At 68.6% G+C, this 26,684-nt stretch carries 30 protein-coding genes; 14 read left to right on the top strand and 16 right to left on the bottom strand.

What is annotated here, in order from left to right:
* Window positions 1–6 precede the first annotated feature (6 nt).
* Entirely contained in the window at window positions 7–1,065 is a 1,059-nt protein-coding gene (locus HDA39_RS16305) for an aminoglycoside phosphotransferase family protein (protein ID WP_184796056.1), read from the top strand.
* A 44-nt stretch (window positions 1,066–1,109) separates the two neighbouring features.
* Here the strand turns inward: HDA39_RS16305 and HDA39_RS16300 are convergent, their stop codons facing one another.
* The 4 genes from HDA39_RS16300 to HDA39_RS16285 all read right to left on the bottom strand — a co-directional run bounded on the left by HDA39_RS16300 (window position 1,110) and on the right by HDA39_RS16285 (window position 3,619).
* Entirely contained in the window at window positions 1,110–1,601 is a 492-nt protein-coding gene (locus tag HDA39_RS16300; protein ID WP_184796055.1) for an SRPBCC family protein, read from the bottom strand.
* 7 nt (window positions 1,602–1,608) lie between these two features.
* A complete protein-coding gene (locus tag HDA39_RS16295) occupies window positions 1,609–2,250 on the bottom strand; it encodes an SRPBCC domain-containing protein (RefSeq protein ID WP_202893014.1) in 642 nt (213 codons plus the stop codon).
* Window positions 2,251–2,417: 167 nt separating this feature from the next.
* Window positions 2,418–2,879, bottom strand: coding sequence for an NUDIX domain-containing protein (locus HDA39_RS16290; RefSeq protein WP_184796054.1), 462 nt, complete (start codon window positions 2,877–2,879; stop codon window positions 2,418–2,420).
* A complete protein-coding gene (locus tag HDA39_RS16285) occupies window positions 2,876–3,619 on the bottom strand; it encodes a helix-turn-helix domain-containing protein (RefSeq protein WP_184796053.1) in 744 nt (247 codons plus the stop codon). The genes HDA39_RS16290 and HDA39_RS16285 overlap by 4 nt, the downstream gene beginning before the upstream one ends.
* Before the next feature lie 463 nt (window positions 3,620–4,082).
* Between HDA39_RS16285 and HDA39_RS16280 the strand changes: the two genes are divergently transcribed.
* From HDA39_RS16280 to HDA39_RS16270, 3 genes are all read left to right on the top strand, one after another.
* A complete protein-coding gene (locus tag HDA39_RS16280) occupies window positions 4,083–4,343 on the top strand; it encodes a hypothetical protein (RefSeq protein WP_184796052.1) in 261 nt (86 codons plus the stop codon).
* 399 nt (window positions 4,344–4,742) lie between these two features.
* The gene (locus tag HDA39_RS16275) at window positions 4,743–5,147 is read left to right on the top strand and encodes a DddA-like double-stranded DNA deaminase toxin (RefSeq protein WP_337925765.1); all 405 of its coding nucleotides are present in this window, start codon (window positions 4,743–4,745) and stop codon (window positions 5,145–5,147) included.
* A 3-nt stretch (window positions 5,148–5,150) separates the two neighbouring features.
* Window positions 5,151–5,627, top strand: coding sequence for an Imm1 family immunity protein (locus HDA39_RS16270; protein WP_184796051.1), 477 nt, complete (start codon window positions 5,151–5,153; stop codon window positions 5,625–5,627).
* Window positions 5,628–5,945: 318 nt separating this feature from the next.
* Here HDA39_RS16270 and HDA39_RS16265 read toward each other — a convergent pair whose 3' ends face one another.
* A complete protein-coding gene (locus HDA39_RS16265) occupies window positions 5,946–6,482 on the bottom strand; it encodes a DUF3515 family protein (protein WP_184806152.1) in 537 nt (178 codons plus the stop codon).
* A gap of 2 nt (window positions 6,483–6,484) precedes the next feature.
* Window positions 6,485–6,721, bottom strand: coding sequence for an Lrp/AsnC family transcriptional regulator (locus HDA39_RS16260; RefSeq protein ID WP_184806149.1), 237 nt, complete (start codon window positions 6,719–6,721; stop codon window positions 6,485–6,487).
* A gap of 127 nt (window positions 6,722–6,848) precedes the next feature.
* Between HDA39_RS16260 and HDA39_RS16255 the strand changes: the two genes are divergently transcribed.
* The 3 genes from HDA39_RS16255 (at window position 6,849) to HDA39_RS16245 (ending at window position 9,335) form a co-directional block, all read left to right on the top strand.
* Entirely contained in the window at window positions 6,849–7,811 is a 963-nt protein-coding gene (locus HDA39_RS16255) for a thiamine-phosphate kinase (protein ID WP_184796050.1), read from the top strand.
* 76 nt (window positions 7,812–7,887) lie between these two features.
* Window positions 7,888–8,700: a bifunctional hydroxymethylpyrimidine kinase/phosphomethylpyrimidine kinase gene (thiD, locus tag HDA39_RS16250; RefSeq protein ID WP_184796049.1), complete on the top strand. Its 813-nt coding sequence runs from the start codon at window positions 7,888–7,890 to the stop codon at window positions 8,698–8,700.
* Complete coding sequence (locus tag HDA39_RS16245) at window positions 8,697–9,335, top strand: DinB family protein (RefSeq protein ID WP_184796048.1); 639 nt, start codon at window positions 8,697–8,699, stop codon at window positions 9,333–9,335. The genes thiD and HDA39_RS16245 overlap by 4 nt, the downstream gene beginning before the upstream one ends.
* On the opposite strand, the gene HDA39_RS16240 is transcribed toward HDA39_RS16245, so the two are convergent.
* Window positions 9,332–10,513 (bottom strand): ROK family transcriptional regulator, encoded by a 1,182-nt coding sequence (locus tag HDA39_RS16240; RefSeq protein WP_238356072.1) that lies wholly within the window; start codon window positions 10,511–10,513, stop codon window positions 9,332–9,334. The genes HDA39_RS16245 and HDA39_RS16240 overlap by 4 nt on opposite strands.
* A gap of 20 nt (window positions 10,514–10,533) precedes the next feature.
* Between HDA39_RS16240 and HDA39_RS16235 the strand changes: the two genes are divergently transcribed.
* Together HDA39_RS16235 and HDA39_RS16230 are read left to right on the top strand one after the other, a co-directional pair.
* A complete protein-coding gene (locus HDA39_RS16235) occupies window positions 10,534–11,142 on the top strand; it encodes an HAD-IA family hydrolase (protein ID WP_337925764.1) in 609 nt (202 codons plus the stop codon).
* Window positions 11,139–12,242 carry an MFS transporter gene (locus tag HDA39_RS16230; RefSeq protein WP_184796046.1) on the top strand — a complete coding sequence of 368 codons (1,104 nt, stop codon included), beginning with the start codon at window positions 11,139–11,141 and terminating at the stop codon, window positions 12,240–12,242. Before HDA39_RS16235 ends, HDA39_RS16230 begins: the two co-directional genes overlap by 4 nt.
* Here HDA39_RS16230 and HDA39_RS16225 read toward each other — a convergent pair.
* Window positions 12,171–12,815, bottom strand: coding sequence for an HAD family hydrolase (locus tag HDA39_RS16225; RefSeq protein WP_184796045.1), 645 nt, complete (start codon window positions 12,813–12,815; stop codon window positions 12,171–12,173). The two genes, HDA39_RS16230 and HDA39_RS16225, sit on opposite strands and share 72 nt — an antisense overlap.
* A gap of 129 nt (window positions 12,816–12,944) precedes the next feature.
* On the opposite strand from HDA39_RS16225, the gene HDA39_RS16220 reads away from it, so the two are divergent.
* The 4 genes from HDA39_RS16220 to HDA39_RS43730 are packed head-to-tail and all read left to right on the top strand — an operon-like array spanning window position 12,945 to window position 18,089.
* Window positions 12,945–14,228, top strand: a complete 1,284-nt coding sequence (locus HDA39_RS16220; RefSeq protein ID WP_184796044.1) for an ABC transporter substrate-binding protein — start codon at window positions 12,945–12,947, stop codon at window positions 14,226–14,228.
* On the top strand, window positions 14,228–15,262 hold the full coding sequence (locus tag HDA39_RS16215; protein ID WP_184796043.1) for a carbohydrate ABC transporter permease: 1,035 nt from the start codon (window positions 14,228–14,230) through the stop codon (window positions 15,260–15,262). The genes HDA39_RS16220 and HDA39_RS16215 overlap by 1 nt, the downstream gene beginning before the upstream one ends.
* Window positions 15,252–16,079 carry a carbohydrate ABC transporter permease gene (locus HDA39_RS16210; protein WP_184796042.1) on the top strand — a complete coding sequence of 276 codons (828 nt, stop codon included), beginning with the start codon at window positions 15,252–15,254 and terminating at the stop codon, window positions 16,077–16,079. Before HDA39_RS16215 ends, HDA39_RS16210 begins: the two co-directional genes overlap by 11 nt.
* A gap of 24 nt (window positions 16,080–16,103) precedes the next feature.
* Window positions 16,104–18,089, top strand: coding sequence for an aldo/keto reductase (locus tag HDA39_RS43730; protein WP_184796041.1), 1,986 nt, complete (start codon window positions 16,104–16,106; stop codon window positions 18,087–18,089).
* A gap of 41 nt (window positions 18,090–18,130) precedes the next feature.
* Here HDA39_RS43730 and HDA39_RS16200 read toward each other — a convergent pair whose 3' ends face one another.
* From HDA39_RS16200 to HDA39_RS16165, 8 genes are read right to left on the bottom strand one after another with little or no spacing between them, the layout of a single operon-like run.
* Window positions 18,131–19,627 carry an ABC transporter substrate-binding protein gene (locus tag HDA39_RS16200; RefSeq protein WP_184796040.1) on the bottom strand — a complete coding sequence of 499 codons (1,497 nt, stop codon included), beginning with the start codon at window positions 19,625–19,627 and terminating at the stop codon, window positions 18,131–18,133.
* Complete coding sequence (locus HDA39_RS16195; protein ID WP_184796039.1) at window positions 19,627–20,415, bottom strand: exonuclease/endonuclease/phosphatase family protein; 789 nt, start codon at window positions 20,413–20,415, stop codon at window positions 19,627–19,629. Before HDA39_RS16195 ends, HDA39_RS16200 begins: the two co-directional genes overlap by 1 nt.
* Window positions 20,412–21,089: a histidine phosphatase family protein gene (locus HDA39_RS16190; protein ID WP_184796038.1), complete on the bottom strand. Its 678-nt coding sequence runs from the start codon at window positions 21,087–21,089 to the stop codon at window positions 20,412–20,414. Before HDA39_RS16190 ends, HDA39_RS16195 begins: the two co-directional genes overlap by 4 nt.
* Entirely contained in the window at window positions 21,086–22,075 is a 990-nt protein-coding gene (locus tag HDA39_RS16185; protein ID WP_184796037.1) for an ABC transporter ATP-binding protein, read from the bottom strand. The genes HDA39_RS16190 and HDA39_RS16185 overlap by 4 nt, the downstream gene beginning before the upstream one ends.
* Window positions 22,068–23,039: an ABC transporter ATP-binding protein gene (locus HDA39_RS16180; protein ID WP_184796036.1), complete on the bottom strand. Its 972-nt coding sequence runs from the start codon at window positions 23,037–23,039 to the stop codon at window positions 22,068–22,070. The genes HDA39_RS16185 and HDA39_RS16180 overlap by 8 nt, the downstream gene beginning before the upstream one ends.
* Window positions 23,039–23,920, bottom strand: a complete 882-nt coding sequence (locus HDA39_RS16175) for an ABC transporter permease (RefSeq protein WP_184796035.1) — start codon at window positions 23,918–23,920, stop codon at window positions 23,039–23,041. Before HDA39_RS16175 ends, HDA39_RS16180 begins: the two co-directional genes overlap by 1 nt.
* On the bottom strand, window positions 23,917–24,846 hold the full coding sequence (gene nikB, locus HDA39_RS16170; protein WP_184796034.1) for a nickel ABC transporter permease: 930 nt from the start codon (window positions 24,844–24,846) through the stop codon (window positions 23,917–23,919). The genes HDA39_RS16175 and nikB overlap by 4 nt, the downstream gene beginning before the upstream one ends.
* Window positions 24,846–25,532, bottom strand: a complete 687-nt coding sequence (locus HDA39_RS16165; RefSeq protein WP_184796033.1) for a helix-turn-helix domain-containing protein — start codon at window positions 25,530–25,532, stop codon at window positions 24,846–24,848. The genes nikB and HDA39_RS16165 overlap by 1 nt, the downstream gene beginning before the upstream one ends.
* A gap of 190 nt (window positions 25,533–25,722) precedes the next feature.
* On the opposite strand from HDA39_RS16165, the gene HDA39_RS16160 reads away from it, so the two are divergent.
* Window positions 25,723–26,679 (top strand): DUF6772 family protein, encoded by a 957-nt coding sequence (locus HDA39_RS16160; protein ID WP_184796032.1) that lies wholly within the window; start codon window positions 25,723–25,725, stop codon window positions 26,677–26,679.
* Window positions 26,680–26,684: the final 5 nt, after the last annotated feature.

Raw genomic sequence — 26,684 nt, 5'->3', positions numbered from 1 at the left:
CGGCCGTTGAACAGGGACGACCTGCTCATCGCCTGCGCCGGGCTGGAGGAACAGTTGCACACGCCGACTCCGCACGAGATCGCGGCGGCGTTCGATCTGGGGGTCCCTACCGGCGAACTCATCCATGTCAGGCGCGGGGATACCGACGCCTGGCGGCTCGACACAACAACAGGACGCTACTTCGTCAAGGGGTACTTTCCGACGACGGGCGGTCAGTTCCACGGCGAGCACCTGACCGATCAGTTGGCGGTCGCGATGCATTTCGAGCGCCAGGCGCTTGCGGCAGGTGTGGACATGCCAGAGCCGATGACGCGGGCCGATCCTGTGCTGGGGTGGGTGACCCGCATCGCAGAGCGGCTCTTTCGCGTTCACCGGTGGACAGAACACCGACCGTTCGAGCCCGATCGAGACATCTCGGCGTGGCTCGGCCGGACGATGGCGCAGGTCCATCAACTGCAGCCAATCGGCCGGGGCGGCTTGCCTCAGTGGTGGCACCAAGCGGTCCAGCCGCCGGCGACCTGGGAGGGCTGGTTTGCCAGGGCCCGCCATCGTGACGCCTCGTGGACGAGCTTGTACGGCGACAACCTCCCGCGCATTCTTGCGGCCACCGAACGGATCGCGCAGCGGTGCGACGTCGTACCGGACCTCGTCACGACCCATGGCGATTTCAAGACCCACAACATCGTGATGTCCGCTTCGGGGCCTGTCCTTGTGGACTGGGACAGCGTCCGGACCGACAGCGCAGCCCTCGAGGCAGGACGGGGCGCGTACATCTTCGGGGACGGTGAGCCCGTGCGGGTGAGGAGAATCCTCACCGCCTACGTCGAGGCGGGCGGCGAACTGGGCTGGGCCGGACCCGATCTCTACCTGAGCGTGACCAGAAATCAGGTCCAGGTTCTCGGCGAGCTGATCCGGGTGTCACTTGGGGAGGCCGCCGCGGCGCGATGGATGGGAGACCCCGTGACGGTTGACGCCGCCATCGCCAACACGCTGCGAGGCTTTGAGGACAAGATCGAGCACTTGCGACACCTCGCGACGGTGACTGACGATCTCCGCTCGGGGTAGCCAAGGACGGTCAGTAGGCGGCGACCTCCGGGGTCCCCTGCCTTTCAGTTCTTCTGTTCGCGGACGTCCTGGCCCTGTTCGGCGTAGTTCTTGAAGTCTTGCAGGTGTTGTTGTGACTGTTTGTGGAAGACGCTGGGCATGACCAAGCCCATCAGTCGCATCAGCAGGCTGCTGAACTGGTACTCGCTGTCGCTCTCCCAGAGGGTTGTCTCCGGGGCGGTTTCGGTCAGTCGGTCACGGACGACGCTTGACATGCCGGCGCCGACGATCTCGCGGTCGAAGTGGACGGTGGTTCCCTGGGGGATCTCGTGCAGGTCGTCCGGGTCTCGCCGGGTGATCGTTTCGGTCAGCTCGATCGTGCGCTTGCCGGACTGCATCACGACGCGCGACTTGGTGCCGAGGCGCCCGTGGATCCCGCTCTGCGGCTCGTGCAGCACCAATCCTCGCAGCCACTTCGGCATCTCGGCCGGGTCGGCGAGCAGCTGGGCCACCCGTTCCTGCGGGAGGGCGATCTCGATCGAGTTGGTGTACTTCATGTTCCCTCTAGCTCTGTGGCTCAGGGGCGTAGAACTTGGTGGTGGCCTCAACCGCGGACGCGACGTGCTCCGGGTCGCCGCCGGCGGCCAGGTGGGCCTGTCCCCAGGCCGCGGCGCTGCGCCGGACGAACTCGCGCCCTTCAGGTGACTTCTCGATGTGATCGGTGGTCTCGCCATCGGCCAGCAGCCGGGCCAGAGCGAGGAGAGCCAGGTCCCAGCCAACGCCGCCGGCACCGGGCCCGTACGTCGGGAAGAGCGGCTCCTCGAGGACCGCCGCGTGGATCAGCTCGAACTCGGTGTCGCCGGTCGGACCCGGGGCCAGGCGTACTTCCACCTCGCTCGTACCGGGCCAAGCGTCGGCGTCCGGCCCGTAGAGCCAGGACACCTTCAGCAGCCGCGGCGCCTCGCACTGGAGGATCTCGCCGTGCTCGCCACCGTCCAGCTCGAACTTCCCACCGAGCCGCAGATCCCCGCTGACCGGCCTCAACCAGCGCCGCAGCCGCTCCGGGCTGGTCAGCGCATCCCAGAGATCGTCGATCTGCGCGTCGTACCGCCGCCGCACCTCGATGGTGTACGCCTCACCGGCGGGCAGGCTGCCCTTGCCCATCGCCCGCTGCGCAGCCGCCAGCTCGTCCAGCACGTCCTTCATGTCACGGTCCCTTCGCTGACGGACCGCCCCTCAGCCCGCACGACGGGAAACTGTATTGGCCCCGGCTTATATAAGTCAATGCTGGCTACTTGGGGCCGGCCCGAGGGTATCGGTGGTGGCTGTGTCGCCCGACCGGGGAAGAGGTGGCTGAGCTGGTGTCAAGCACGTCAGAGCAGACTCAGGTTCCCCGAAAAGTAGTCGCGCAGGCGGAGCTCCTGAGTTGGATGCAGTGAGAGGCTCTCGATCTCGGTGGGGGAGAAGTACTCGACCGAGGTGGATTCGGAGTCGCCCACCATTGCCTGGCCGGTGGTTCGACGTGCGATGAGGCAGACGTTGAACTGCTGCCGAACCTCGCCATCGGAGTACTGGATGACGTGGTTGGGGTCGCTGTAAATGCCGACAATGCCGGTGACTTCTACGGTGAGTCCGGTTTCCTCCAGGACCTCCCGGCTAGCGCAGACCGCCAGCGATTCGCCTAGCTCCATCTGTCCGCCGGGGAGCGCCCAGTTCCCCGAGTCCGAGCGGCGGACCATGAGGACTTTGCCTGACTCTTCGATGACCGCGGATGCGGCCACGACGAGGGAGTTCGGTGTCGGGGCGTCCGGGTCGTTGTAGAAGTCTTTCCTCATTCGGTACCCACCGCCTTCGCGGTTCCCCACACGGTGTCGAACGACTCTTGGTAGCTGGCGATCAGAGTGCCGGTCGCCGCCTTCCGGTAGTGCCAGAGCGGCGCGGAGAACGCGTTGACGCCGAAGATGTGGGCGTTCACGAACATCTCGTCGTCGGCCCGGTAGATGGAGTTGTAAAGGGTCGTGCCATGGGTGCGGACCTCGATGTTCTTCGTCCCGATGACGGGCCGGTAGTGAATGAGGGCGAGCTCGCATCGCGTCTCGATGCCGTGACCGAACCTCTCTTCGAGGCCGCGTGCTCGGACGTTCGCTGAGTGCGCGTCGCCCAGCGCAATCCGAATCTGGCAACCAGCCTTGGCCTTGCTGATGAGGAGATCGTTGAAGCCCATGACCTGCTCATGAAGGAAGACGGCTGCGTAGACCAGGATGTCGATGTGATTGTTGCCTGATTCGAAGAAGCTCTTCCACTGGGCGGGAGAGATCTGAGAGCGCTGCTCGTGAACAGCGACAACCTCTGACGAGAGAGCACGCGCGGAGCGCCCACGATGAAGCGTCGGCCAGAGATACACGGGGTCTTCCTCCAACACGCCGGCAGCAGCGACGGCAGCCCGCACGTACGGCACCCGTCCGGTACTGATCCAGCGCTCGACGGTCTTGGCGTCGACGCCCGCCTTCTCGGCCAGAGCCTGGGACGTCATGCCTCGGGACGTCATCGTGGCGCGTAGTCGCTCGTTACGCATACTCACTCCTATGGGACGTCTTCTCAGTATAAGACGTCCCATGCGCGTCCCTTGACGCAGTGTCGTCGTCCGCCTACTCGCGGGAATCTCGATGCATGACCAACTGGGGTGGCGAGCACGAGAGCGCTTGGTCGGGCGACGCGGACGAGCAGCCGTCAGCCGAAGGCGACGCGCAAACATGGCCGGTACTGCGGCCCGCGGACGGCACTCAACCGTGCGAAGGCGCGAATCCGGCAACCGGCCGCGCCTGCGTCATCGGCTCTCACAAGGGCTACCACCGCGATGTCGTAGGAGCGAAGTGGCTTGACGAGTAGGGCCGCACCCACCCCCCGAGGACCGGCGGGGCGTACGCGCTGACTCATGCGCGTCTGCGTACGTCACCGTCCAGGTGAACGAGTGACCCCGGCTTCGCCTGTAGGCCGGGCACTCACCCAACCAAAGCTTCAGCAGTGAGGAGCGGGGAATGTCGGTAGTAGAACAACTGCGCGGGCAGCTGCACGCAGTCGCCCAAGACGCCAACCAGGGGGCTGCCAGCCTCGGTGGCTTCCAGAACAAGTTCAGCCAGGCCAGCCAGCAGGTACTCGCGCTGATTCAAGGCTCGGCAACCGGCGCCGATCGCGATATCGCCGAGGTGCTGGACGCTGCATCGAAGTCGCTCGCCTCAGCAGTCGACTCCCTGCAGATCGCGTCCCACAAGTGCGGGCAGTACGCCCAGCAGATCTAGCTGCCGATGCCGTCGGAGTTGCAGCGAGTCGCCGGAGACCTGGTGGCATGCCTGGACATGATGCCCCGGGTGGTCGCAGCCCTGCGCGAGCGAGCCCGCCGGAGTCGTGAGGTGGCCGGGTACGTCGGTGGCCTGTCGAGCAGAAGCCCGGTACTACAGGCAGCGGCACTGCAGCTCGACACCGCTGCGAAGGACTGCGAGCACGCGGCCCACCTCTGCGACGTCGCATGGCGGCGCGCTAGGGACTGGGCAGCGCAGATGGTGGGCAACGCGAGCGGTGGGTCGACGGAAGGGAAAGACGGAGAAGTCGGGCGCCCGGAACGCCCGACGCTGCCGGGGCGTGGGCCGGCTGGCCAGTCGCGTCCCTCAAAGGATGCGGACCCCGTGCAAGGTCCGTCAGTGCGTCGTCCACCAGAAGACGGCGGCGAACCGGAGGCACAAGAGGTCATCCGTCGCTTACCGGTCCGCGAGAACGACTCCGGCAAGACCCGAGGGTTCTGGAAGGCGCCTGACGGAGCAGAGAAACCACTGTCCAGCGGTCGCGGCCGCTACCAAGAACTGGCGGACGAGCACGCGCGGCGGCTCGGCCTGAGGCCAATGAGCAACACCTCGCACGTCGAGATCAAGTTTGCCCTCTTCATGCGAGAGCGAGGACTACGCGATGAGAGCATCTACATCAACAATCGCCCGTGCGAGGGCGAAGCGAGCTGCCCGGCGTGGATCGAGAGCTTCCTGCCCAAGGGTGCAAAGCTCACCGTTCACTGGCCAGGTGGCGGACCATGGACCTTCACGGGAAAGGGATGAGGCATGAGCTTCACGGCAAGGGCGTACTACCACCACGGACACGACGAAAACCCCGTCGTGATCACCGCCGCCGAGGATGCCCAAGCACTCGTCGACGCCATGGTGCGACAGCCCGCTGAGAGTTCGACAGCCGCGCTCTACATCGCCGAGCGGCCCCGCCACGAGATCGGCGTACCGGACCACGAATTGCGCTTCGGTGTCCTGGCGGACCGCAAGCTCGGCGGTATCCGCTACGTCAACGGCCTAGACGCCTGGTACGCCGTCGGTACGCAAGACGGACCGGACCCAGTCGGCTACCAGTACATGGGGCACGAGGAACTGTTCCCGGCTGATTCGCTGGTTGAGCTAGACGTCGTCGTCGCGGTGGTCAACGACTTCCTGGCAACCGGAGCCGAGCGCCGCCCCGCTGGAGCAAGCTGGGCTCCCTGGCCTGAAGAGACTTTGGGCCAGGAAGAAGACGACGGCTTCGTCGACCTCTAGCAGAGCTGGTCGACCGGTGCAGCCCGCACAGGCGGGGCCGGAAGCGCAGCCAGATAGGTGCGGATGTGCTCGGTCGTGTCGGCGAACGAGGTCGCGTGCAACCGGGAACGGCCGGCCGGGGGCGGCCCGACTGGAAGGCGGATGCGGTTCAGACGGAGGGTGTACCCGGGAAGCTGGTGGGCGGCTGGGAGCGGTAGCTCCGCTTTGGACGCAGGGTGTGCACGGAAGCTGGTGGGCGGCTGGGAGCGGTAGCTCCGCTTTTGGACGCAGGGTGTGCACGGAGGTTGGTGGGCGGATGGATGCGGAAGCTCCGTTTTGCTAGGTGCAGGGGGTGATGAGGGTGTTGTGGGCCTTGACCGCGTCGGAGACGTCGGTCAGGGCGTTCGCCTCGGGGGTGTATTTCTTGGGGATGGCCAGTTCCAGGTAGAGCGTGCGGCCGATGGTGGTGAAGATGACGCCGTTGGCGGCTTCTTTGGCGTACCAGCCGACGCCGTTGACTTCGAAGCACTGGGACTGCGCCTCGGCCATGCCGGCGGGTGGGGAGACGCCGCAGGTGACCTCGATGGGTGGGTCGCCGTAGGCGGCGGTCAGAGGGCTCACCGGGTCGGTGTCGCGGCGTTCGGCGTCCAGGACCTTTGGGGGGAACGCCTTGATGAGTGTGGTGCAGGCGTCGACCACCTCGGGGGCCGGTTCCGGTACGGCGACCGGCACGGGGTCGGATCCGCAGGCGGTGAGGGCGGCCAGGAGCGTGCACCCAGCAGCGAGCGCGCGCCCACGACGGACGCGCGCTGCGGGATGAGCCGAGCGGGCGCGCGCCGCCGGGACGACCGCGCGCGCCGGGACTGACCGGTCGATGGTCAGATGTGGACGACGGGGCAGGTCAGCGTGCGGGTGATGCCGGGGACGTTCTGCACCCGGGCGACGACCAGTTTGCCGAGCTCGTCGACGTTGCGGGCCTCGGCGCGGACGATCACGTCGTACGGGCCGGTGACGTCCTCGGCCAGGGTGACGCCCTGGACCTCGGCGATCTGTGCTGCGACGTCGGCGGCCTTGCCGACCTCGGTCTGGATCAGGATGTAGGCCTGGACCACCACGTCGTTCTCCACTCAGTCGTCCTCAGCGGGCACCGGCCACAGTACTGCAGAGCGGCCGGGCGTACTCGTCGTTGCCTGGTCACCGTACCGCCTAGACTCGCTGCGGCGATATGGGAGGTCAACTGACGTGACGGAGACGTTGGGCACTACCGGGGAGTTCGGGCTGATCGCGGCCGTCACCCGGGGGTTGTCCAGGAGTGAGGACGTCCTGGTCGGGCCGGGGGACGACGCGGCCGTGGTGGCGGTGCCGGACGGGCGGGTGGTGATCACCACCGACCTGCTCGTCGAGGGCCGGCACTTCCGGCAGGACTGGTCGTCGGCGTACGACGTGGGCCGCAAGGCCGCTGCTCAGAACCTGGCCGACGTGGTCGCGATGGGCGCCCGCCCGACGGCGCTCGTGGTCGGGTTCGGTGGGCCGGCGGATCTGCCGACGGCGTGGGCGGTGGAGCTGAACCAGGGGCTGGCCGACGAGGCCGAGCTGGTCGGCGCGAGCATCGTCGGCGGCGACACCGTGCAGTCCGACAAGATCATCGTGTCGGTGACTGCGTTCGGTTCGCTCGACGGGCGTCGGCCCGTACTACGGTCCGGCGCCCGCCCCGGAGACGAGCTCGCGTTCGCGGGCCGGCTCGGCTGGGCCGAGGCCGGGTACGCCGTACTGACGCGCGGCTTCCGCTCGCCGCGTACGGTCGTCGACGCGCATCGCCGTCCACAACCCCCGTACGCCGACGGCCCGCGCGCCGCGATCGCCGGGGCGTCGTCGATGTGCGACGTGAGCGACGGGCTGATCGCCGACCTGCGCCACATCGCCGAGGCGAGCCAGGTGGTGATCGACGTCCGGACCCCGGCGCTGGCCGTCGCCGAGCCGCTGCAGGCGGTCGCCGCCGCGACCGGGCTCGACGCGATGACGTTCGTGCTGACCGGGGGCGAGGACCACGCGCTGGTCGGCACCTTCGAGCCGGCCGACGTCCCGGACGGCTGGACCGTCATCGGAACGGTTGCTGAGGGCAATGAAAACCGCCCGGCCGGGACGGTCACCGTGGACGGCGAGCTGTTCGCGTCGCCGGCCGGTCACGCCCACTTCACGAGCTGACGGGGCGGCCCGCGATGAACGAACCGCTGACGCGGCGCGCCCGTGACGAACGCAACGAGCTAGGAGCCGAAGAGAGATGACGTCCGCCCCGCCCAGAGTGCTCACCGTCGCCGGGTCCGACTCCGGGGGTGGCGCCGGGATCCAGGCCGACCTGAAGGCGATGCTGGCCAACGGCGTGCACGGGATGAGCGTGCTCACGGCGATTACTGCGCAGAACAGCCTGGGGGTCCAGGGCGCCTGGGAGCTGCCGGCCGAGCAGGTGGAGGCCCAGTTCCGCAGTGTGGTCGACGACATCGGCGTGGACGCGGTGAAGACCGGCATGCTCGCTTCGGCGGACATGGTCCGAGTCGTCGCGGCCCTGCTGCGCACACTGCCGCCGGAGGTGCCCGTAGTGGTCGACCCGGTCGCGGTGTCGAAGCACGGCGACGCGCTGCTCGGTGCCGAGGCCATGGAGGCAGTCCGCTCCGAGGTGGTCCCGCTGGCGACGGTGCTGACGCCCAACCTCACCGAGCTCGGCCCGGTCGCCGGTGTGGAGCTGCGGACGGTGCAGGATCGGGAGCTGGCCGCCAAGATCCTGCTGGACGCCGGTGCGTCGTGGGTGCTGGTGAAGGGCGGTCATGACGGCGGCGACACCGCTGTCGACGTACTGCACGGGCCTGGCACCCGGCAGGAGTTCAGTGCGCCGCGGGCGGACAACCGGCACACCCACGGGACCGGCTGCACGCTGGCCAGCACCATCGCGTCGTACCTGGCCCGCGGGTACGACGTACCGTCGGCGGTAGGCGCCGCGAAGCAGTACATCAGCGGCGCGATCGCCAACGGGTTCGCCCTCGGGGGCGGGATCGGGCCGGTGGATCACGCATGGCAGTTCAGAGGGAGTGGTCAGTGAGCAAGCAGCAGCCGCCGGTCGACGGGCTGTGTGAGCAGTGCGGGTTCAACTACGGCACGGGTGACCTGCAGGGCACGGTGACGTTGCTGGTCCGGCAGGCGGCCGAGTCGGCGATGGCGCTGACCAAGGCGGCGGCCGGGCCGGACCCGGACGTCGTCCGGCTGCGGCCGGAGCCGGAGGTGTGGTCCGCGATCGAGTACGCGTGCCACGTCCGCGACGTGCTCGAGGTGCAGCGGCTGCGGATCGCGCAGTGCCTGGCCGAGGACCGGCCGGTGTACGCGCCGATGGACCGGACCGGCCGGGTCAAGCAGGACAAGTACGAGTTCCAGAACCCGGTCGAGGTCGGGGCCTCGGTGATGAAGTTCGCGCGCGAGTTCGGTGCGGCCGCGCGGGTGCTGACGCCGCCGGAGCTCGCGCGGCTCGGGCTCTACAACTACCCGGTTCGCGCGCCGCGCTCGCTGAGCTGGATCGTCCGCCACACCGCGCACGAGATCCAGCACCACCGGCACGACATCATCGAGATCCTCGCCAAGGTCGAACCGCCGATCGTTCCGGCCCCGAAGCCCGTCGTGGAGGAGACCACGGAGGAGGCCGGCGACCTGACCGCTGTAGTTGCCGAGGACAACGAAAGCTAACCGCGCGCGGCTTCCCAGGCGGTCAGTGCGGGCTCGCTCGTCAGGTGGTCGATGCCCAGGGCGCCCGCACCACGCAGTACGCCGTCGGTGGGGTGGGCGGCTTCGAGGACCGGCGGGGGAGCGGAGCGGCGGAACGTCATCAGGTTGTCCTCGTACGCCGAAGCAAAAGCGGCCGGAGCCGCCGCGCGCAGGGGGACGGCCAGCCCGCCGAGCGTGATGACGGCGGGGTCGTGGGCGTTGACGAGCCCGGCCAGACCGGCGCCGAGTGCTTCGGCGACCTTCGCGATGGCAGCCTCGGCGTGGGCAGGGTGCCGGCGGAGCAGGTCGTCGGCGTAGCTGTACGGATCCTCCGGCACCGGCTCACCCAAGTGCCGGGCGAGCGCGCGTCCGTCGATCTCCAGGTCCCAGCAGCCCCGCGCACCGCAGGGGCAGCGCACACTGCGATCGCCGTACGGCGTGTGCCCGTACTCGCCGGCCGTACCACTCGCCCCACCAACCGGTACGCCGTCCAGCAGCAGCGTCCCACCGATACCGACCTCGACGATCAAGTGCAGCGCCGTACCGGCTCCAGCAGCCGCACCGGTCCGAGCCTCGGCCACTCCGGCGAGCGTGGCGTCGTTGCCCGCGACCAGGAACAGCCCGGTGCCCTCGACGACCGGCGAGAGGTCCACGTCGTTCCAGGACAACGTCGACGCCTGCAGCAGCTCCAGCCCACGCACAGTGCCCGGTACGGCGAGCGCGACGGCCTGCAGGCGGTCGCCGTACTCCGCAGCTGCTCCAACGACCACCTCACGGAGCGCAGCCAGTACGGAAGCCGGACGATGACCCCGGTGCCGGTGGCCGGGCAGCTGCTCGAGTGAGCCGTCCAGCGACACCACACCGCTGCGCCAACCGCCCTGCCGGAGTTCCAGCGCCAGCACGACCGGCCCGAGCGGATGCGCCGCAAGCACTGTGGTGGGCCGGCCGCGGCCCTGGATCGGGGCCGGGGACTCGCTGAGTAGCTGAAGGTCCCGCAGCCGAGCGGTGACCTCGGTGGCCGAACCGGTGCTGAGCTGCAGCGCCCGCGCCACAGCTGCCCGAGTGATGCCCGGCTGGCGGCTCAGCAGGCCCAGCACCTCGGCAGCGGTCTGCCAGCGTCCTCTTCTGTTCACCATCAGCTCCAGGTTATCCTCGGACAACGAGCTTAATGGAGGCGGTTGTGAATCCACGGGACATCCACGCGGTGCTGTTCGACATGGACGGCACTCTGGTCGACTCCGACGCCGCCGTCGAGCGCGCCTGGACGACCTGGTCGGCCGAGTACGGCGTCGACGCGCAGCGGGTGCTCGCCGTCGCGCACGGCAGTCCGGCCGAGTCCGTGGTCGAGCTGGTGCTGCCCGGTCTCGAACCGACGGTCCGGGCGGCCGCCGCCGCCCGCCAGCACGAGCTGCAGTACGACGACCTGTCGGACGTCGTACCGACTCCCGGCGCGCACGAACTGCTCGACCTGCTGGCGAAGCGCGGCCTGCCCTGGGCCGTCGTCACCAGTGCGGACCAACGACTCGCCGACGCCAGGCTGGGCGCGGCCGGGATCGAGCCGAAGGTGCTGGTGACCATCGAGGACATCGCGCAGGGCAAGCCGCACCCCGAGGGATACCTGCGTGGCGCCGAGCTGCTCGGCGTACCGGCGACCGCCTGTCTGGTGGTGGAGGACGCCGAGGTCGGCCTGCAAGCCGGAAAGGCGGCCGGTGCCTATACGGCCGCGCTCAAGGGACTCGACGGGGACCTGAAGCTCACCGATCTGCACCAGCTCGCAGCACTGCTATGAGCCGGGTCGACCTGCGCATCGGCCTGGCCCTCTCGGCTCTGGGCTTCCTGCTGGCCGGTCTCGGTGCCTCGATCGCGGTGCTGGCCAGGGACCTCGACAAGTCGACCGACGAGCTGGCCATCCTCTCGTCCGCGTTCGCTGTCGGTCTGCTGATCGTCGCGGTCACCGGCCCGCTGATGCTCCGCACACACCACATCGGGACAGTCCTCCGCGCGGGCTCCCTCATCTGTGCGGTGGGTGCGGCGGCCCTCGCGCTCGCCCAGGGCTTCGCTCTGGCGGTAGCCGGTGGCCTGCTGATCGGAGTGGGTGGCGCACTGCTCGTCCTCGTCGCGCCGCTGCTGCTGCACGGACCGACCGCGGCCGCTCGCCTCACGCGAGTCAACGCCGTCTCCAGCGCCACGGGCATCCTTGCCCCGCTGGCGATCGGTGGCGTCGACGCACTCGGTACCACCGGTCGGATCGCCCTGCTGGCCGCGGTGCCACCACTGGTCGTGCTGGCTGCACTGGCAGGCCCTGGTGAGGCGCCGAGCCTAAAAGAAGCTCAGGGCGCTCCGAAGATTCAGGTACTCAAAGGCTGGCTGCGCGTCGTACTGGCTGTCGCCGTGGAGTTCTGCTTCGTCGTCTGGGCCGTGGCACGGCTCGCGGCGACCGGCGTACCGATGTCGACCGCAGCGCTGCTCGGCAGCGCCTTCCCAATCGGTATGGCCGCCGGACGAGCGGTCGGCCCGCTGCACTGGCGCGGCTTGTCCCCACTGATCCCGGCCGCGCTGCTGGCGACCGCAGGCACCCTGCTGGTCTGCCTCTTCAACCAGCCGGCCGCTGTCACCGCCGGCTTGGCCCTGGCAGGCCTGGGTGTCGCACCGCTCTACCCGCTCACCATCGCCACACTGGTCGCCATTCCCGGCATCAACCCGGCCCGGCTGGCAGCACTCGGCGCACTGGCCTCCGGTACGGCGATCCTGCTGGCCCCGACCTTCCTGGCCGCGCTGGCCGGCTGGCTGGACCTGCGGACCGCCTTCCTGATCCCGCTACCCCTGCTGGCGCTGCTCTGGGTCGTCAGTCGCGACCGGCAGCCCGTACCCGTGCAGGAGCCCGCGTAGCACCGGTACGCCGCTGGACAGGTCGAACTGCTCGGCGTACAGCCCGGCCTCCCGCGCGCCGTCGATGTTGGGCGCGGTGTCGTCGACGAACAGCACCGACGACGGCGGCAGGTCGATCGCGGTCACGATCGCCTTGAAGTACGCCGGATCCGGTTTCGCGACGCCCAGGTCGCACGAGTAGAACGACCGGTCGAACCACTGCCCGTAGTTGCGGCGGTCGTTCATGATCTCGCGCCGGTACGCCTGCTGGTTGGTGGCCAGGTGACAGGGGATCCCGGCCGCTCGCAGCTCCTGGACGACGTCGATCGCCTCCGGTACGGCGGCGAACTGCTCCCACAGCGCCAGGACCTCCGCCACCGGCGTGCTGACCTCCCAGCGTCGCAGCACCTCGGCCGTCGCCTCGCGGAAGTCTCCCTTGCCGGTCAGTGACGGACGTTCCGACGTCATCAGGTCGAGCACGAACTCCTCGGCGGACTGGTCCGGGCGGAGGAAGGTCCGCAGAGTGGCACGCCAGTCGACGGTCGGGACCTGGATCACGCCGTCGGCGTCGAACAGCACGGCTCGGATACGCATGGAACCATCCAACCAGGGATCAGGCGTCACCCCTTGACCGGTTCAGTTGGTATGCGCTTACCTTGAGGCCATCTGAACACTTGCCAACAACTTCTGGCGGAATCGAACACAGAGAGTTCGGTGAGGCATATGTCTCTGACCAGACGAAATTTCCTCGCCTTGACGGCGGGCGGAGCGGCGGCCGCGACGGGCCTGACCGGCTGCGGCTCCCAGACCTCGCTCGGCGCCGCCGACGAACTGAGCCTGTGGGCCTGGACCGGCTCGGTGAACGACGATCTGATCGCCCAGGCCGCGAAGGGGATCCCCGGGGCGACCGGGAAGAAGATCGCCCTGACCCGGATCGGCGGCGACTACCAGACGAAGCTGCTGACCTCGCTCGCCGGGAAGTCCATGGTGCCCGACATCGTCGGGATGAACGACGACGTGGCCACCTACTTCCCGAACGCCGACCAGTTCTACGACCTGCACGAACTGGGAGCGGACAAGTTCAAGGACAAGTTCCTGGAGTGGAAGTGGAAGCTGGGCATCACGCCGGAGAACCGGATGATGGCCTTTCCGATGGACACCGGCCCCACCGCGTTGTTCTACCGCCGAGACATCTTCGACAAGGCCGGTCTGCCGACCGAGCCCGCCGAGGTCGCAGCCGCCGCCTCCGAGTGGGCCAGCTACATCGAGCTCGGCAAGAAGCTCAAGCAGGCGGTGCCCGGCGCGGCGATCACCGACAACATCACCTCGGTCTTCCGCTATCGCCTGGCTCAGCTGCCGAAGCGCTACATGACGCCGGAAGGGCAGTACATCGGCGCCGAGGACGACATCAGGCAGGCCTGGGACCTGGCCGTCCAAGTGGTCAAGGAGGGCCTGTCGGCCGGGGCCCAGGACGGCAGCACCGATGCCAACGCCATCATCACCAACGGCCGGCTGGCCGCTTTCGTCGGCGCGGTCTGGTGGGCGCAGCTCGGCCCGAAGAACGCCGCGCCCAAGAGCAAGGGCAACTGGCGCGTGACCCCGGCACCTGGTGGGCCGGGCAACCGCGGCGGTTCGTTCCTCGCGATCACGAAGTACTGCAAGGACCCCGAGGCCGCGTTCGCGTTCATCACCTGGCTGGAGTCGGCCCAGAACCAGGCCCAGTCGTTCCTCGACCCGGTGCTGTTCCCCTCCACCCCGGCCAGCTACACCGACCCCAAGATGTCCGCACCGGACGAGTTCTTCGGCGGCCAGAAGATCGTCGACGTGTTCGCGGAGTCGGCGAAGAAGTACCCGGGCGCCTACTTCAGCCCGTACGACACGACCATCAACACCCCGCTGTGCGACGAGCTGGTCAACGTCGAGATCGGGAGCAAGACGTCCGACCAGGCCTGGCGCGACGCCCAGCGGCAGATCGACCGCGAGCTGACCAGGGCCGGGGTGATCTGATGGCCGTCAGCGACGCGTTACGCAGCCCGGCGGTGGTCTCCACCCAGGAGCCCGCTCCGAGCAAGCCGCCGAACAAGTTCAAGCAGGCTTTCCCGCAGTACGTCGCGGTCTCGCCGTTCTTCGTGCTGTTCGCGGTCTTCGGCGCGTTCCCGGTGTTCTTCTCGATCTGGCTGTCGTTCCACTCCTGGGACGGCATCGGCCAGATGACGTGGGTCGGGCTGGAGCAGTACAGCTACCTGCTCACCGACCCGACGTTCTGGAAGTCGATCACCAACACGCTCATCATCTGGGTGCTCTCGACCGTCCCGATGCTGCTGCTGGCCCTGGTGATCGCGAACTCGCTGCACAACGCGACCCGCTTCCGCAGCTTCTACCGGATCGCGTACTTCATCCCCAACATCACCTCGGTGGTCGCGGTCACGATGGTGTTCGGCTCGGTGTTCAGCAACAACTTCGGGCTGCTGAACGCGTTCCTGACCTCGATCGGGCTGGACAAGATCGAGTGGCTCAGCCAGCCGTGGGGGATCAAGATCGCGATCGCCACCATCGTGGCCTGGCGCTGGACCGGCTACAACGCGATCATCTTCCTGGCCGGCCTGCAGGCGATCTCGTCGGACATCTACGAGGCCGCCAAGGTCGACGGCGCGTCGTCGCGGCAGCAGTTCTGGCAGATCACCGTGCCGCTGCTGCGCCCGGTGATCCTGTTCACCGCGGTCACCTCGACGATCGGCGGGCTGCAGATCTTCACCGAGTCGCAGGTGCTGTTCGGCGCCAGCGGCTCGATCGGCGGGCCGGGCGACGGCGGTCTGACCATCGTGTCCTACCTGTACGACAACGCCTTCGGCTCCAACCAGTTCGGGTACGGCGCGGCGATCGGCTGGGCGCTGTTCATCCTGATCGTGCTGTTCTCGATCATCAACTGGCGCCTGATCGGCGGTCGCGACGACGAACGGATCACCAAGCGGGTCGCCCGCCGGGCGCAGCGCAAGATCGCCGCCGAGCGGGCCGGGACGGAGTACACCGATGCGCACTGAAAAAGTTCGTGAGGTGACCAGCCACGTCGTCCTGATGTTCGGGGTCCTGGTCTCGCTCTTCCCGTTCTACTGGATGCTGGTGATGGCCTCGAACACCACACCGGACATCTTCGCCTACCCGCCGAAGCTGCTGGTCGGTTCGCACCTGCTGGAGAACATGCGCAACGTGCTGGACAACATCGACTTCTTCGGCGCGATGCTGCTCACGCTGTTCGCGTCGCTCGGCGTCACCGTGCTGGTGCTGTTCTTCGACTCACTCGCGGCGTTCGCCTTCGCCAAGTACGAGTTCCCCGGCCGGAACCTGCTGTTCGGGATCCTGCTGGTCACCTTCATGATCCCGTCCCAGCTCGCGCTGGTGCCGCAGTTCGTCACACTGGCGGAGTTCGGCTGGATCGGGTCGCTGAAGGCGCTGATCATCCCGGGCGCGGCGAACGCGTTCGGCATCTTCTGGATGCGCCAGTACGCCAAGGGCGCGATCCCCGACGAACTGATCTCGGCCGCCAAGGTCGACGGCGCCGGCTTCTTCCGGCAGTACCTCACCGTCGGCCTGCCGGTGCTGCGGCCCGGTCTGGCCTTTCTCGGCATCTTCACCTTCATCAACGTCTGGAACGACTACCTCTGGCCGCTGATCGTGATGACCGATCCCAACCGGCTCACCCTCCAGGTCGCCCTTCAGCAGCTGAACGGTGTGTACGGCACCGACTACAGCATGGTGATGGCGGGCGCCCTGATGAGCGTGATCCCCTTGATCGGGGTCTTCATCATCGGCGGCCGCCACTTCATCGCCGACATCGCCGCCGGCGCCATGAAATTCTGATCGACCACTTCCCAAGGGGCATACGTGCAACTCGACAAGATTCGCTGGGGAATCCTGGGGACCGGCAACATCGCCTCCCGCTTCGCCAGTCAGCTCCCGTCCTCGTCCACCGGTGTGCTGGCCGCGGTCGGCAGCCGCAGCCAGGACTCGGCCGACGCGTTCGGGGACAAGTACTCGATCCCGAACCGGCACGCGTCGTACGAGGAACTGCTCGCCGACGACACCGTCGACGCCGTCTACATCGCCACGCCGCACCCGCTGCACCCGGAGTGGGCGATCAAGACGGCGGAGGCGGGCAAGCACGTGCTGTGCGAGAAGCCGCTCGCGATCAACCGGTCCTGGGCCGCGGCGATGATCGAGGCCGCGGTCCGCAACGACGTCCTCCTGATGGAGGCGTACATGTACCGCTGCCTGCCGCAGACCAAGCTGGTCGCCCAGCTGGTCCGCGACGGCGAGATCGGGACCGTGCACCAGATCCAGGCGTCGTTCGCGTTCCAGGCGCAGTTCCGGGCCGAGAGCCGGATCTTCGCCGACGAGCTGGCCGGCGGCGGCATCCTGGACGTCGGCGGCTACCCGGTCTCGTACGCCCGGCTGATCGCGGGAGCCGCGATCGGTCAGCCGTTCGCCGACCCGGCCGCGGTCACCGCGGCCGGCAAGGTCGGTGAGACCGGCGCCGACGAGTGGGCGGTCGCGACGCTGTTCTTCGACAGCGGGCTGACCGCGCAGGTGCAGACCGGTGTCCGGCTGAAGGACGAGCCGCTGGTCAAGATCCTCGGCAGCGACGGGTTCCTCGTGGTCGAGGACCCGTGGTTCGGGGGCGACGGCAAGCCGACGCACGTCACCGTGCACAAGATCGGCCAGGAGCCGCGGGACGTCTCCGCGGAGCCGGCCTTCATCTACGCCGCCGAGGCCGACGCGGTCGCCGCCGCGATCGAGCAGCGGCAGGCGCCCGAGATGTCCTGGGCCGACACGCTCGGCAACCTGGAGGTCCAGGACGAGTGGCGCAAGCTGATCGGGCAGCAGTACGCCAGTGAGCGCGACGACGCGGCGGTGCCGACCGCGACCGGGCGCCCGCTGGCCCGGCGCGACGACGCCCCGATGACGTACGGCAGCGTGCCCGGCGTGGACAAGCAGGTGTCCCGGCTGGTGATGGGCGTCGACAACCAGAACACGTTGCCGCACGCCGCGACGATCTTCGACGACTTCGTCGAGCGCGGCGGGACGACGTTCGACACGGCGTACATCTACGGCGGTGGGCGCGGTGAGCGGCTGCTCGGGCAGTGGATGAAATCCCGGGGCAACCGCGACGACGTGGTGGTCATCGGCAAGGGCGCGCACACGCCGCACTGCGACCCGGCGTCGATCGCCCGGCAGCTGGAGGAGAGCCTGCAGCGGCTGCAGACCGACCACGTCGACCTGTACCTGATGCACCGCGACAACGAGGAGATCCCGGTCGGGGAGTTCGTCGACGCGATGGACGAGCAGTTCCGGGCGGGCCGGTTCAAGGCGTTCGGCGGGTCGAACTGGAGCACCGCGCGCTTCGACGAGGCCAACGCGTACGCCGTGGCCAACGGCAAGCAGCCGCTGACCTTGCTGAGCAACCACCTCAGCCTGGCCCGCGCGTACGACGTACCGTGGAAGGGCTGCCGGCACGTCAGCGACGACGAGTCGCAGGCGTGGCTGCGGGAGCGGCAGGTCGCGCTGTTCCCGTGGTCGAGCCAGGCCCGCGGGTTCTTCACCGGGCGGGCCAAGCCGGAGGACACCTCCGACGAGGAGCTCGTGCGCTGCTTCTACTCCGACGAGAACTTCCAGCGCCTCGACCGCGCTCGGGAGCTGGCGTCGGCGAAGGGCGTGGAGCCGACCGCGATCGCGCTGGCCTGGCTGCTGCACCAGCCGTACCCGGTCTTCCCGCTGATCGGGCCCCGCCAGATCTCCGAGACCCGCACGTCGCTGCCGGGGCTCTCGGTCACCCTGACCGACGACGAGGTCGCCTACCTGACCGCGAACTGACGACTGGGCCGGCCTGCTCTCCGCGGGCCGGCCCAGTTCTGCTAGCTACCGGAGACGGTGACCTTCGTGAACAGCGGGCGGCCGCTCGGCGGCATCACGAAGTTCTGGACGCGGTCGCGGTGCGCGCTGTTGCTCGCGAGATCGGCCGGGAAGATGCCGACGGCATCCTTCCAGATCGTCTGCCCGGCCTCGGTGTACAGCTTGGCCCGCGCGCCCTGGTCGATCGACGTCCGGGCGTCGAGCAGCAGCTTGTCCAGCGCGGGGTTGCAGTACCCGTTGCGCTTGGCCGAGCAGATGTAGAGCCGAGCGAGCGTGTAGTCGGCGTCACCGGTGCCGCTGACGTTGGTCTGCAGGTTCATGTCCCAGTTCAGCTTGCCGAAGTCCTCGAGCCACTGGGCCCGCTCCTTCTCCAGCGGCTGCACCTTGACCCCGATCTTGGCCCAGTCCGAGATCATCGCCTGCGCCAGCGCGCGGATGTTCGGCCCACCTTCCAGCGGCCACTGCATCGACGTACTGAAGCCGTTCGGCAAGCCCGCCTGGGCGAGCAACTGCTTCGCCTTCGCCGGGTCGTACGCGTACGGCGCGAGCTTGGGCGCACCGATCACGCCCTGCGCGAGCGGTGCCTGCGCGACCGTCGCGAGGTCGCCGAACAGGTCGTTGACCGTGCCCTCGAGGTTCAGCGCGTGCCACATCGCCTGCCGGACCCGCGGGTCGTCGAACGGCTTGCGGTTGTGGTTGAACCAGTCGAAGTAGTACGTCCAGCTCGGCGTCGTCGCATAGCTGATGCCCTGGCTGTCCTTCACCGACGCGACCTGGTCCGGCGGGATCTGCGTGAGTACGTCGACCTCGCCGTTCTCCAGCCCGGTGATCCGCCCGGCCACCTCGGGGATGTTGACGAACTCGAGCTTCGACAGCTGCGGCGCACCGTCCCAATACGACGGATTGGCGGCGAGCTCGAGCTTCTCGTCGGGCTGGAACTGGCTGACCGTGAACGGACCGGTCCCGATCGGCTTGGTGAAGAAACCGTCGGCGTCGACCTTGCCGCCCGGGCCGATGAACAGCAGCGTCAGCGAGCTGAGCAGCGTGCCGAGCGGCTTGCCCGTCTTCACCGTGACCGTCGCGTCGTCGGTCGCCGCGAACGACGTCACGCTCGCGTAGAGCGGGACCAGCGGGCCGTCCAGCTTCTGGTGCCGCTGGTACGACGCGACGACGTCCTTGGCGGTGAACGGCGTACCGTCGCTGAACTTCACGCCCTCGCGCAGCTTGAACACCCACGTGTTCGGGTCCGGGTTCTGCCAGGACACGGCCAGCACCGGGACGATCTTGCCGTCGTCGACGCGGACCAGCGGTTCCATGATCTGCTGGATCGCGGTCTGGACCGCCTCCTCACCGGCGTACTTGTGGGTGTCCAGGGAGACCGGGAACATCGCCGGCGCGTAGCGCAGCACCTGGTCGCCGGCACCCGGTTCGCTGGCCGGGGAACAAGCGCTCAGGGCGGTCACGGCGACCAGTGCGGCCACCACCAGTTTTCGCTTCATCAGTTCTCCTCGTGGCGGGTGAAGGTGTAGGTGGCGGCGACCGGGTAGTGGTCGGACGGCGCGCGGCCGGCCCGGAAGTAGTCGACGACCTCGCTGGTGCGGACCGCGAGCGGGCCGCGGGAGAAGATCCAGTCGATCGCCTTGGGCGGGGAGGCGAGCGGCGAGAGCTTCGTACCGATCGGGCCGGGCGCGACGGTCGGGATGACCGGGTGCGTGGCGGGGGAGTGGCGGCCGAGCGCGGTGAAGCTGTCGAGAAAGCCGGCGTTGCCGAGTTCCCACTGGGGTGGGCCGATGTCGTTGATGTCGACGGTGAACAGGCACGCACCGGTGCCGGCCAGACGTTCGAGCTCCTCGGCGATCCGGCGGGCCTGGGCGACGCGGCGGTTGACGTGGTCGGCGCGTTCGTCGGGGTGGCCGGGCCAGGTCAGGTGCGCCGTACTGAAGAGCAGGTCGGGGCCGTCGTGCGGTCGGAGGCGGACCCAGAAGAGCTTGGCGTCGGGGGAGAGGATGCCGACGTCCTCGGCGCCGTACTCGAGCGGTGTGAAGAGGTCGCGGCGCCACCAGAGGTTGCTCTGCGTCTCCCAGCCTCCTGCTTCGTGGACCCGGTCGTGGGTGGTGAGGGTCTTGTCGAGCAGGTCTCTGGTGACACCTCTGAGCTCCTGTACGGCGAGGAGGTCGGGTGGGCGGGTCTCGAAGAGGCCGGTGATCGCGTCGCGGCGTTGGTCCAGGTGGAAGTCGGCCCACAGGTTGTAGGTCATCGCGACGAAGGTGAACGTGCTGAGGCTCATGCCGGCTGCTCCTCGGAGGAGGTGGTGAGGACGGACGTCGGCGTGTTGTAGGCCGCGAGGCTGCTCGCGGTGAGCCGCTCGTCCACCCGCAGGATGGTGAGCGAGCAGTTGCCCGGGGGATCGAGGAGGACCTGGTCACCGGCTGGGAGCCGGAGCGCGGACGCGGCGGCGACGCGGATCGGGCCGCCGTGGGTGCCGACCAGGACTCGGCGGGCGCCGCTGGCGGCAATCTCTTGCACTGCTTCCCAGACGCGGGTGCGGAGTTGGGCAAAGGTCTCTCCGCCGCCGCGGGCGACGTCTTCGCCGCGGGCGAAGGCGGCGACGACCTCGGGCTCTTCGGCCAGGACTTCGGTGAAGGTGCGGCCGCCCCAGGTGCCGACGTCGATCTCCCGCCAGCGCGGATCGATGCGCACAAGTGGGACCCGGCCGGTACTTGTGGTGCCCGTGCCGGGTGGTGGGCTGGTGGCGTCCAGGTACGGGCGGAGGGTTTCGGTGACGCGTTGGAGGTCGCTCGCGACGATCGCGTCGAACGGCGTACTGCTCAAGTAGTCGGCGGCAAACTTGGCCTGCTCGTGGCCGAGTGGGCTGAGGCCGGTGCCTTGCTGGCCCTGGTAGCGGTCTTCGGCGTTCCAGAGGGACTCGCCGTGGCGGAGGAGGACGAGTTCTACGGTCATGTGGGGGCTCCGGCGAAGTGGCAGGCGGCGGGGTGCTGGGCGAGGCGGATCTCCAGCGCGGGGTCGGTAGTGGCGCAGGTGTCCTCGGCCTTCCAGCACCGCGTCCGGAAGCGGCAGCCGGACGGCGGGTCCGCGGGGGACGGGACGTCGCCGCCGATGATGATCTGCTCGCGCGGCGGGCGGGTCCACGGCTTCGGATCCGGTACGGCGGACAGCAGCGCCTGCGTGTACGGGTGGATCGGGCCCGAGAACAGCTCGTCCTGCGGCGCGGTCTCGACGATCCGGCCGAGGTACATCACGGCGACCTGGTCGGAGATGTGCCGTACGACGGAGAGGTCGTGGGCGATGAACAGGTAGGCGAGGCCGAGGTCGCTGCGGAGGTCGGCCAACAGGTTGAGGACCTGGGCCTGCACCGACACGTCGAGCGCGGAGACCGCCTCGTCGCAGATCACCAGCTTGGGGCGGAGCGCGAGGGCGCGGGCGATGCCGATCCGCTGGCGCTGGCCGCCGGAGAACTGGTGGGGGTACCGGCGGGCGTGATCGGGGTTGAGGCCGACGCGTTCGAGCAGGTCTCGGGCTTCGGTGTGGTGCTTGGCGCGCGGTACGACGTCGGGGTGGATCTCCCAGGCTTCCGTGATGATCTGCTCGACCGTCGCGCGGGGGTTCAGGGAGGCGTACGGGTCCTGGAAGATCATCTGGAGCTGGCGGCGAACGCGGCGCATCGATGCCTTGGGCAATGAAGTCAGCTCTTCGCCCTCGAAGAGGATGCTGCCGGAGGTGGCCTTCTCGAGGCCGACGATCGTGCGGGCGACCGTCGACTTGCCGGACCCGGATTCGCCGACCAGGCCGAGGGTGCCGCCGGGCAGGACGTCGAAGGAGACCCCGGCGACGGCTTGGATCTGGCCGACGGTCCGGCGAAGGACCGAAGAGCGCAGGGGGAAGGAGGTATGGAGGTCACGCACCGAGAGCAAGGGAGTTTCAGACATGCAGAACTCCCTGGTTCAAGGGGTGGTGGCAGGCCGATTGATGACTTCTTCCGGTAAGTACTGGTTCCTGCTCAGTGCACTGGTGATCGGCGTACTGGCAGCGGGGTCTGAAGGAACAGCCGGAAGGAAGCGCCAGGAGGTCCGGTGGGGAGCCCTGGATGGGGGTGAGGCGTTGGCGAGGGCCGTCGATCACCGGGACGGACGCCATCAGGCCGGCGGTGTAAGGATGTGCGCTGTGGTCGTAGACCTCGCGGATCGGGCCGGTCTCGACCACGCGGCCGGCGTACATCATCACGACGCGGTCGGCGACGTCGGCGACGACGCCGAGGTCGTGGGTGATCAGGACCAGCGACATGCCCTCCTCGGCCTGCAGGCGGGCGAGCAGTTGCATGATCTGGGCCTGGACGGTGACGTCGAGGGCGGTCGTCGGTTCGTCGGCGATCAGCAGCTTCGGCGACAGCGCGAGCGCCATCGCGATCATCACCCGCTGCCGCATCCCCCCGGAGAACTGGTGCGGGTAGTCGTCCAGCCGCTTCTCGGCCGCGGGGATGCCGACGCGACGCATCAGGTCGAGCGCCTCGGCGCGGGCCTGCTTGCGGGAAGCGCCGCGGTGCTTGCGGAACATCTCGCCGATCTGCGCGCCGACCCGGAAGACCGGGTTGAGCGAGCTGAGCGGGTCCTGGAAGACCATCGCGATCTCCCGGCCGCGCAGGCTGCCCGCTGTCCCGGGGGCGAGCAGGTCGCGGCCGTCGTACGAGATGGTGCCGCCGGTGACCTTGCCCGCGGGCTTGGGGACGATGCCGAGCACGGCCTGCGCGGTGACGCTCTTGCCGCTGCCGGACTCGCCGAGCAGTGCGACGGTCTCACCGGGCCGGACGTCGAACGACGCGCCGTCGACCGCCTTCACCGTGCCGGCGGACGTGGAGAACTCGACGCGGAGATCCTTGACTTGGAGCAGCGTCATCACAGGCTCCTCAGCCGCGGGTCGTAGCGGTCGCGCAAGGCATCACCCAGTACGCCGAGGGAGATCACCAGGAAGGCCAGCGCGATCCCGGGCACGGTCGAGATCCACCAGGCGTCGGCGAGGTAGTTGCGGCCGTTGGCGATCGTGACGCCCCAGCTCGGCGTACTGGCCGGGGTACCGAGACCGAGGAAGCTGAGCGACGCCTCGGCGAGGATGACGTGACCGATCTCGACCGTCGCGACGACCAGGACGGGCGCGACCGAGGCGGGGAGCACGCACCGGCGGATCAGGCGCCAGGTGCCGGCGCCGAGCGTCCTCGACGCGTCGACGAACTCGCGGCGCCGGGTGGCCAGGGCTTGGCCGCGGGCGACCCGGGCGAACGTGACCCAGTTGGAGACCGCGAGCACGATCACCACGTTGACCACACTCGGGCCGAGCAGGGCCGCGATGAAGATCGCCAGCAGGATCGAGGGGAACGCCAGTTGGATGTCGGCCAGGCGCATCAGTACGCCGTCCAGCCAGCCGCCGAAGTAGCCGGCCGCGATCCCGACGGTGACGCCGATCGTCCCGGCCAGCAGCAGCGTGGCCAGGCCGACGGCGATCGAGATCCTTGCCCCCTGCAACATCTGGGCGAGCAGGTCCTGGCCGACCTGGTCGGTGCCGAAGATCGCCAGCGAGCCGTCGGACAGCCGGCTGCCGGGTGGTTTCAGGCGGTCCGCGGTACGGGTCGCGACGGAGTCGAAGCCGATCAGGAAGGGACCGGCGACGGCGGCCACGACGTAGACCGCGATCACGATCAGGCCGAACCGGATACGGGCGTTGCCGGCCCTGGTCTTCCGGGCGGTTCGGACGGTGGGGAGGGCGAGTTCAGCGGACGTCATCGGTCACCAGCCAGGCGGACGCGGGGGTCCAGGAAGCCGTAGAGCAGGTCCACGAGCAGGTTGATCAGGACGAAGATGGTGGCCACCAGGAGGATGGCGGCCTGGACGACGCCGTAGTCGCGCTTGCCGATCGAGTCGATCAGCAGCCGGCCGACGCCCGGCCAGGCGAAGACGGTCTCGACGATCACGGTCCCGCCGAGCAGCGCGCCGAACTGGAGACCGACGACGGTGACGATCGGGATCAGGGCGTTGCGCAGGGCGTGGACGAGGATCACGCCGCCCTCGGCCAGGCCTTTCGCGCGGGCGGTCTGCACGTAGCCCTCGTGCACGACCTCGAGCAGGCCGCTGCGGGTGAGGCGGACCAGGATCGCGAGGAACGGCAGCGCGAGGGTGACGGTCGGGAGGACGAGATGGGCCCAGCTGCCGGAGCCGGAGCTCGGGAGGACCTGGAGGTTGCGGGAGAAGACCAGGATCATCACGATGCCGAGCCAGAACGACGGGGTGGACTGGCCGAGCAGGGAGAACACGGAGATCGTCCGGTCGAGCCAGGTGTTGGCCCTGAGCGCGGCGACCACGCCGAGCGGCAGCCCGATCAGGAGCGACAGCAGGAGCGCCGTACTGGCCAGCTGGATCGTGGCGGGGACTCGTTGCATCACCAGGGTCATCGAGTCGGTGCTGAGCCGGAACGACTGGCCGAAGTCGAGGTGCACGACGTTGGTCAGGTACGTCGCGTACTGCTGCGCCAGCGAGTGGTCGAGGCCGAGCTGGGCCCGGAGCGCGTCGACCTGGGCCTGGTCGGCGTCGGGGCCGAGCATGATGTACGCCGGGTCGCCGGGGACCAGGCGGAGTACGACGAAGATGATCGTCACCGCGCCCCAGAGCACGAAGATCGAGAAGAAGAGGCGCCGGACGACGTACGCCCCCATCAGGCGCCTCTCCGCAGGAGTGCTTCGGTGAGAGTGGGTCCGAGCTGAACTGCTGCCCGGTGCAGGACCGGGAGCGAGCGCCGGATGTCGGCCAGTGATGCCGGGTGAGGTAGTTCGGCACCGAGTGCGCCGACGCAGTGGCCGATGCCGTCGGGTACTGGTACGGCCACCATCCGAGGCAGGCCGGCGACCGGCCGGGCGTTGTGGGCGAAGCCGACTTCTCGTACTCGTTGCAGGGCTTTCTGTAGGTCGGGCCCGGCTTCTACTTGTTCTGCAGGGAGGGCTGCCAGGTACGCACGGCCCAATGCGCTTCCACGCAAGGGAACCGCGTCACCTGAGGTGACTGTGCCTGTCAGTCCGGCAACAGCACTCACTTCCAGCACTGTGCCGGCTGTGCGGGGGAGGGGCCTCGCCAGCACCACCAGGCAGTTGAGGCGGTGGGCTGCCTCGGTGAGGAGATCGGGCTGGGGCGTGGTGGTGCGGCGGAGGGTGGCCAGGCCGTCGACCGCGCAGTAGAGGTGGTCGTCGACCCGGCGGGCCAGGCCGTGGGCGCAGAAGGTCGCGAGGATGCGGTGGACCGTGCTCTTGTGCAGGCCGATCGTGACGGCCAGCTCGGTCACGCCGTACGGGCGGTCCTGGCGGTTCAGCTCGGCGAGCACGGTGAGAGCTCGGCTCAGCGACTGCATGGCGACCTCGATTCAGGCAGAGGAGAGTCGCTACATGAACGTTAACGGTAGCGTTAATGCACCGTAGAAGCGTGGTATTTGAGTGTCAAGAGACCAGCGTTCCGGAGGATGCAACGGTCGATTGACGGCAAATTCCCGTGAACGTTAACTTCAGGAGCCCTTCACCCCCGACCTCCTGAGGAGGCCCCGCGTGACACTGTCCGATGCAGGGTCCGACATCCGGTCCGCCTTGCTGGCCGCCGACCCTCGGCTCTCGAAGTTCAAGCCGCTGCCCCGGATCCTGGCCTTCGACGAGTTCGACAGCGGTACGCACGGCTGGTGCGAGCTGCTCGGCAACTACAACGGCCGCGGCGACCTGAGCACGGTCGACGCCCACATGCGCGACTTCCGGCCGCCGCAGCTGTCGGCCTGCAACTTCTTCGACATCGGCACCCACGGCGCGATGAGCGGCACGTACGCGCTCAAGCTCGCCACCCGGCCGCACAAGGGTCACACCGCGGTCGCGATCCGCCGGCTCACGATGAGCGGCCGTGGCCTGGTCCAGCTGGAGACGTACTTCGCCTTCAAGTCCGAGGCGACGCTCGGCGGTGGCGACGAGCTCGACACCTTCGGCGACGTCCAGTGGGACGGCAACACGCACCCGTCCGAGGCGCAGTTCGGCGCGTTCACCGTCGCGACCGATCTGTGCGGTGACGGCGGTCTGCGCTACCACACCGTCGCGCGCTACCAGAACACCGATCTGGACAACCACTTCACCCGGCGCTGGATGGCCCCGACCGTGCCCGAGCCGACACCGCGCGAGCACTTCGAGGGCAAGGTGAAGCTCGAGTACGCCGCCGACTTCACCGCGCCGAACCCGGAGGACTGGCAGGCCTTCGGCGACCCGCAGGAGCTCTGCTACAACGAGGTCCCGACCAAGGTGAACTGGCACTACCTGCGCTGGCTGGTCGACACCGACGCCCGCAAGAACGTCGAGCTGCAGGTCAACGACCGGGTGATGGACATGCGCGACGTGCCCGTTCCGCCGTACGAGGAACGGTACGAGACGCTCGAGAACCTGCTGAACTTCTACTTCTCGGTGCGCACCCACTCGGACGTGCGCAACTTCCTGTTCCTCGACTCCGTGCTCATCTCGGTGGATTGGTAGGTGAC

The organism is Kribbella italica (assembly GCF_014205135.1).
Taxonomy (GTDB): Bacteria; Actinomycetota; Actinomycetes; order Propionibacteriales; family Kribbellaceae; genus Kribbella; species Kribbella italica.
Note: the sequence above shows the minus strand (reverse complement) of the source record. Positions and strands in the feature narration are given on the sequence as shown.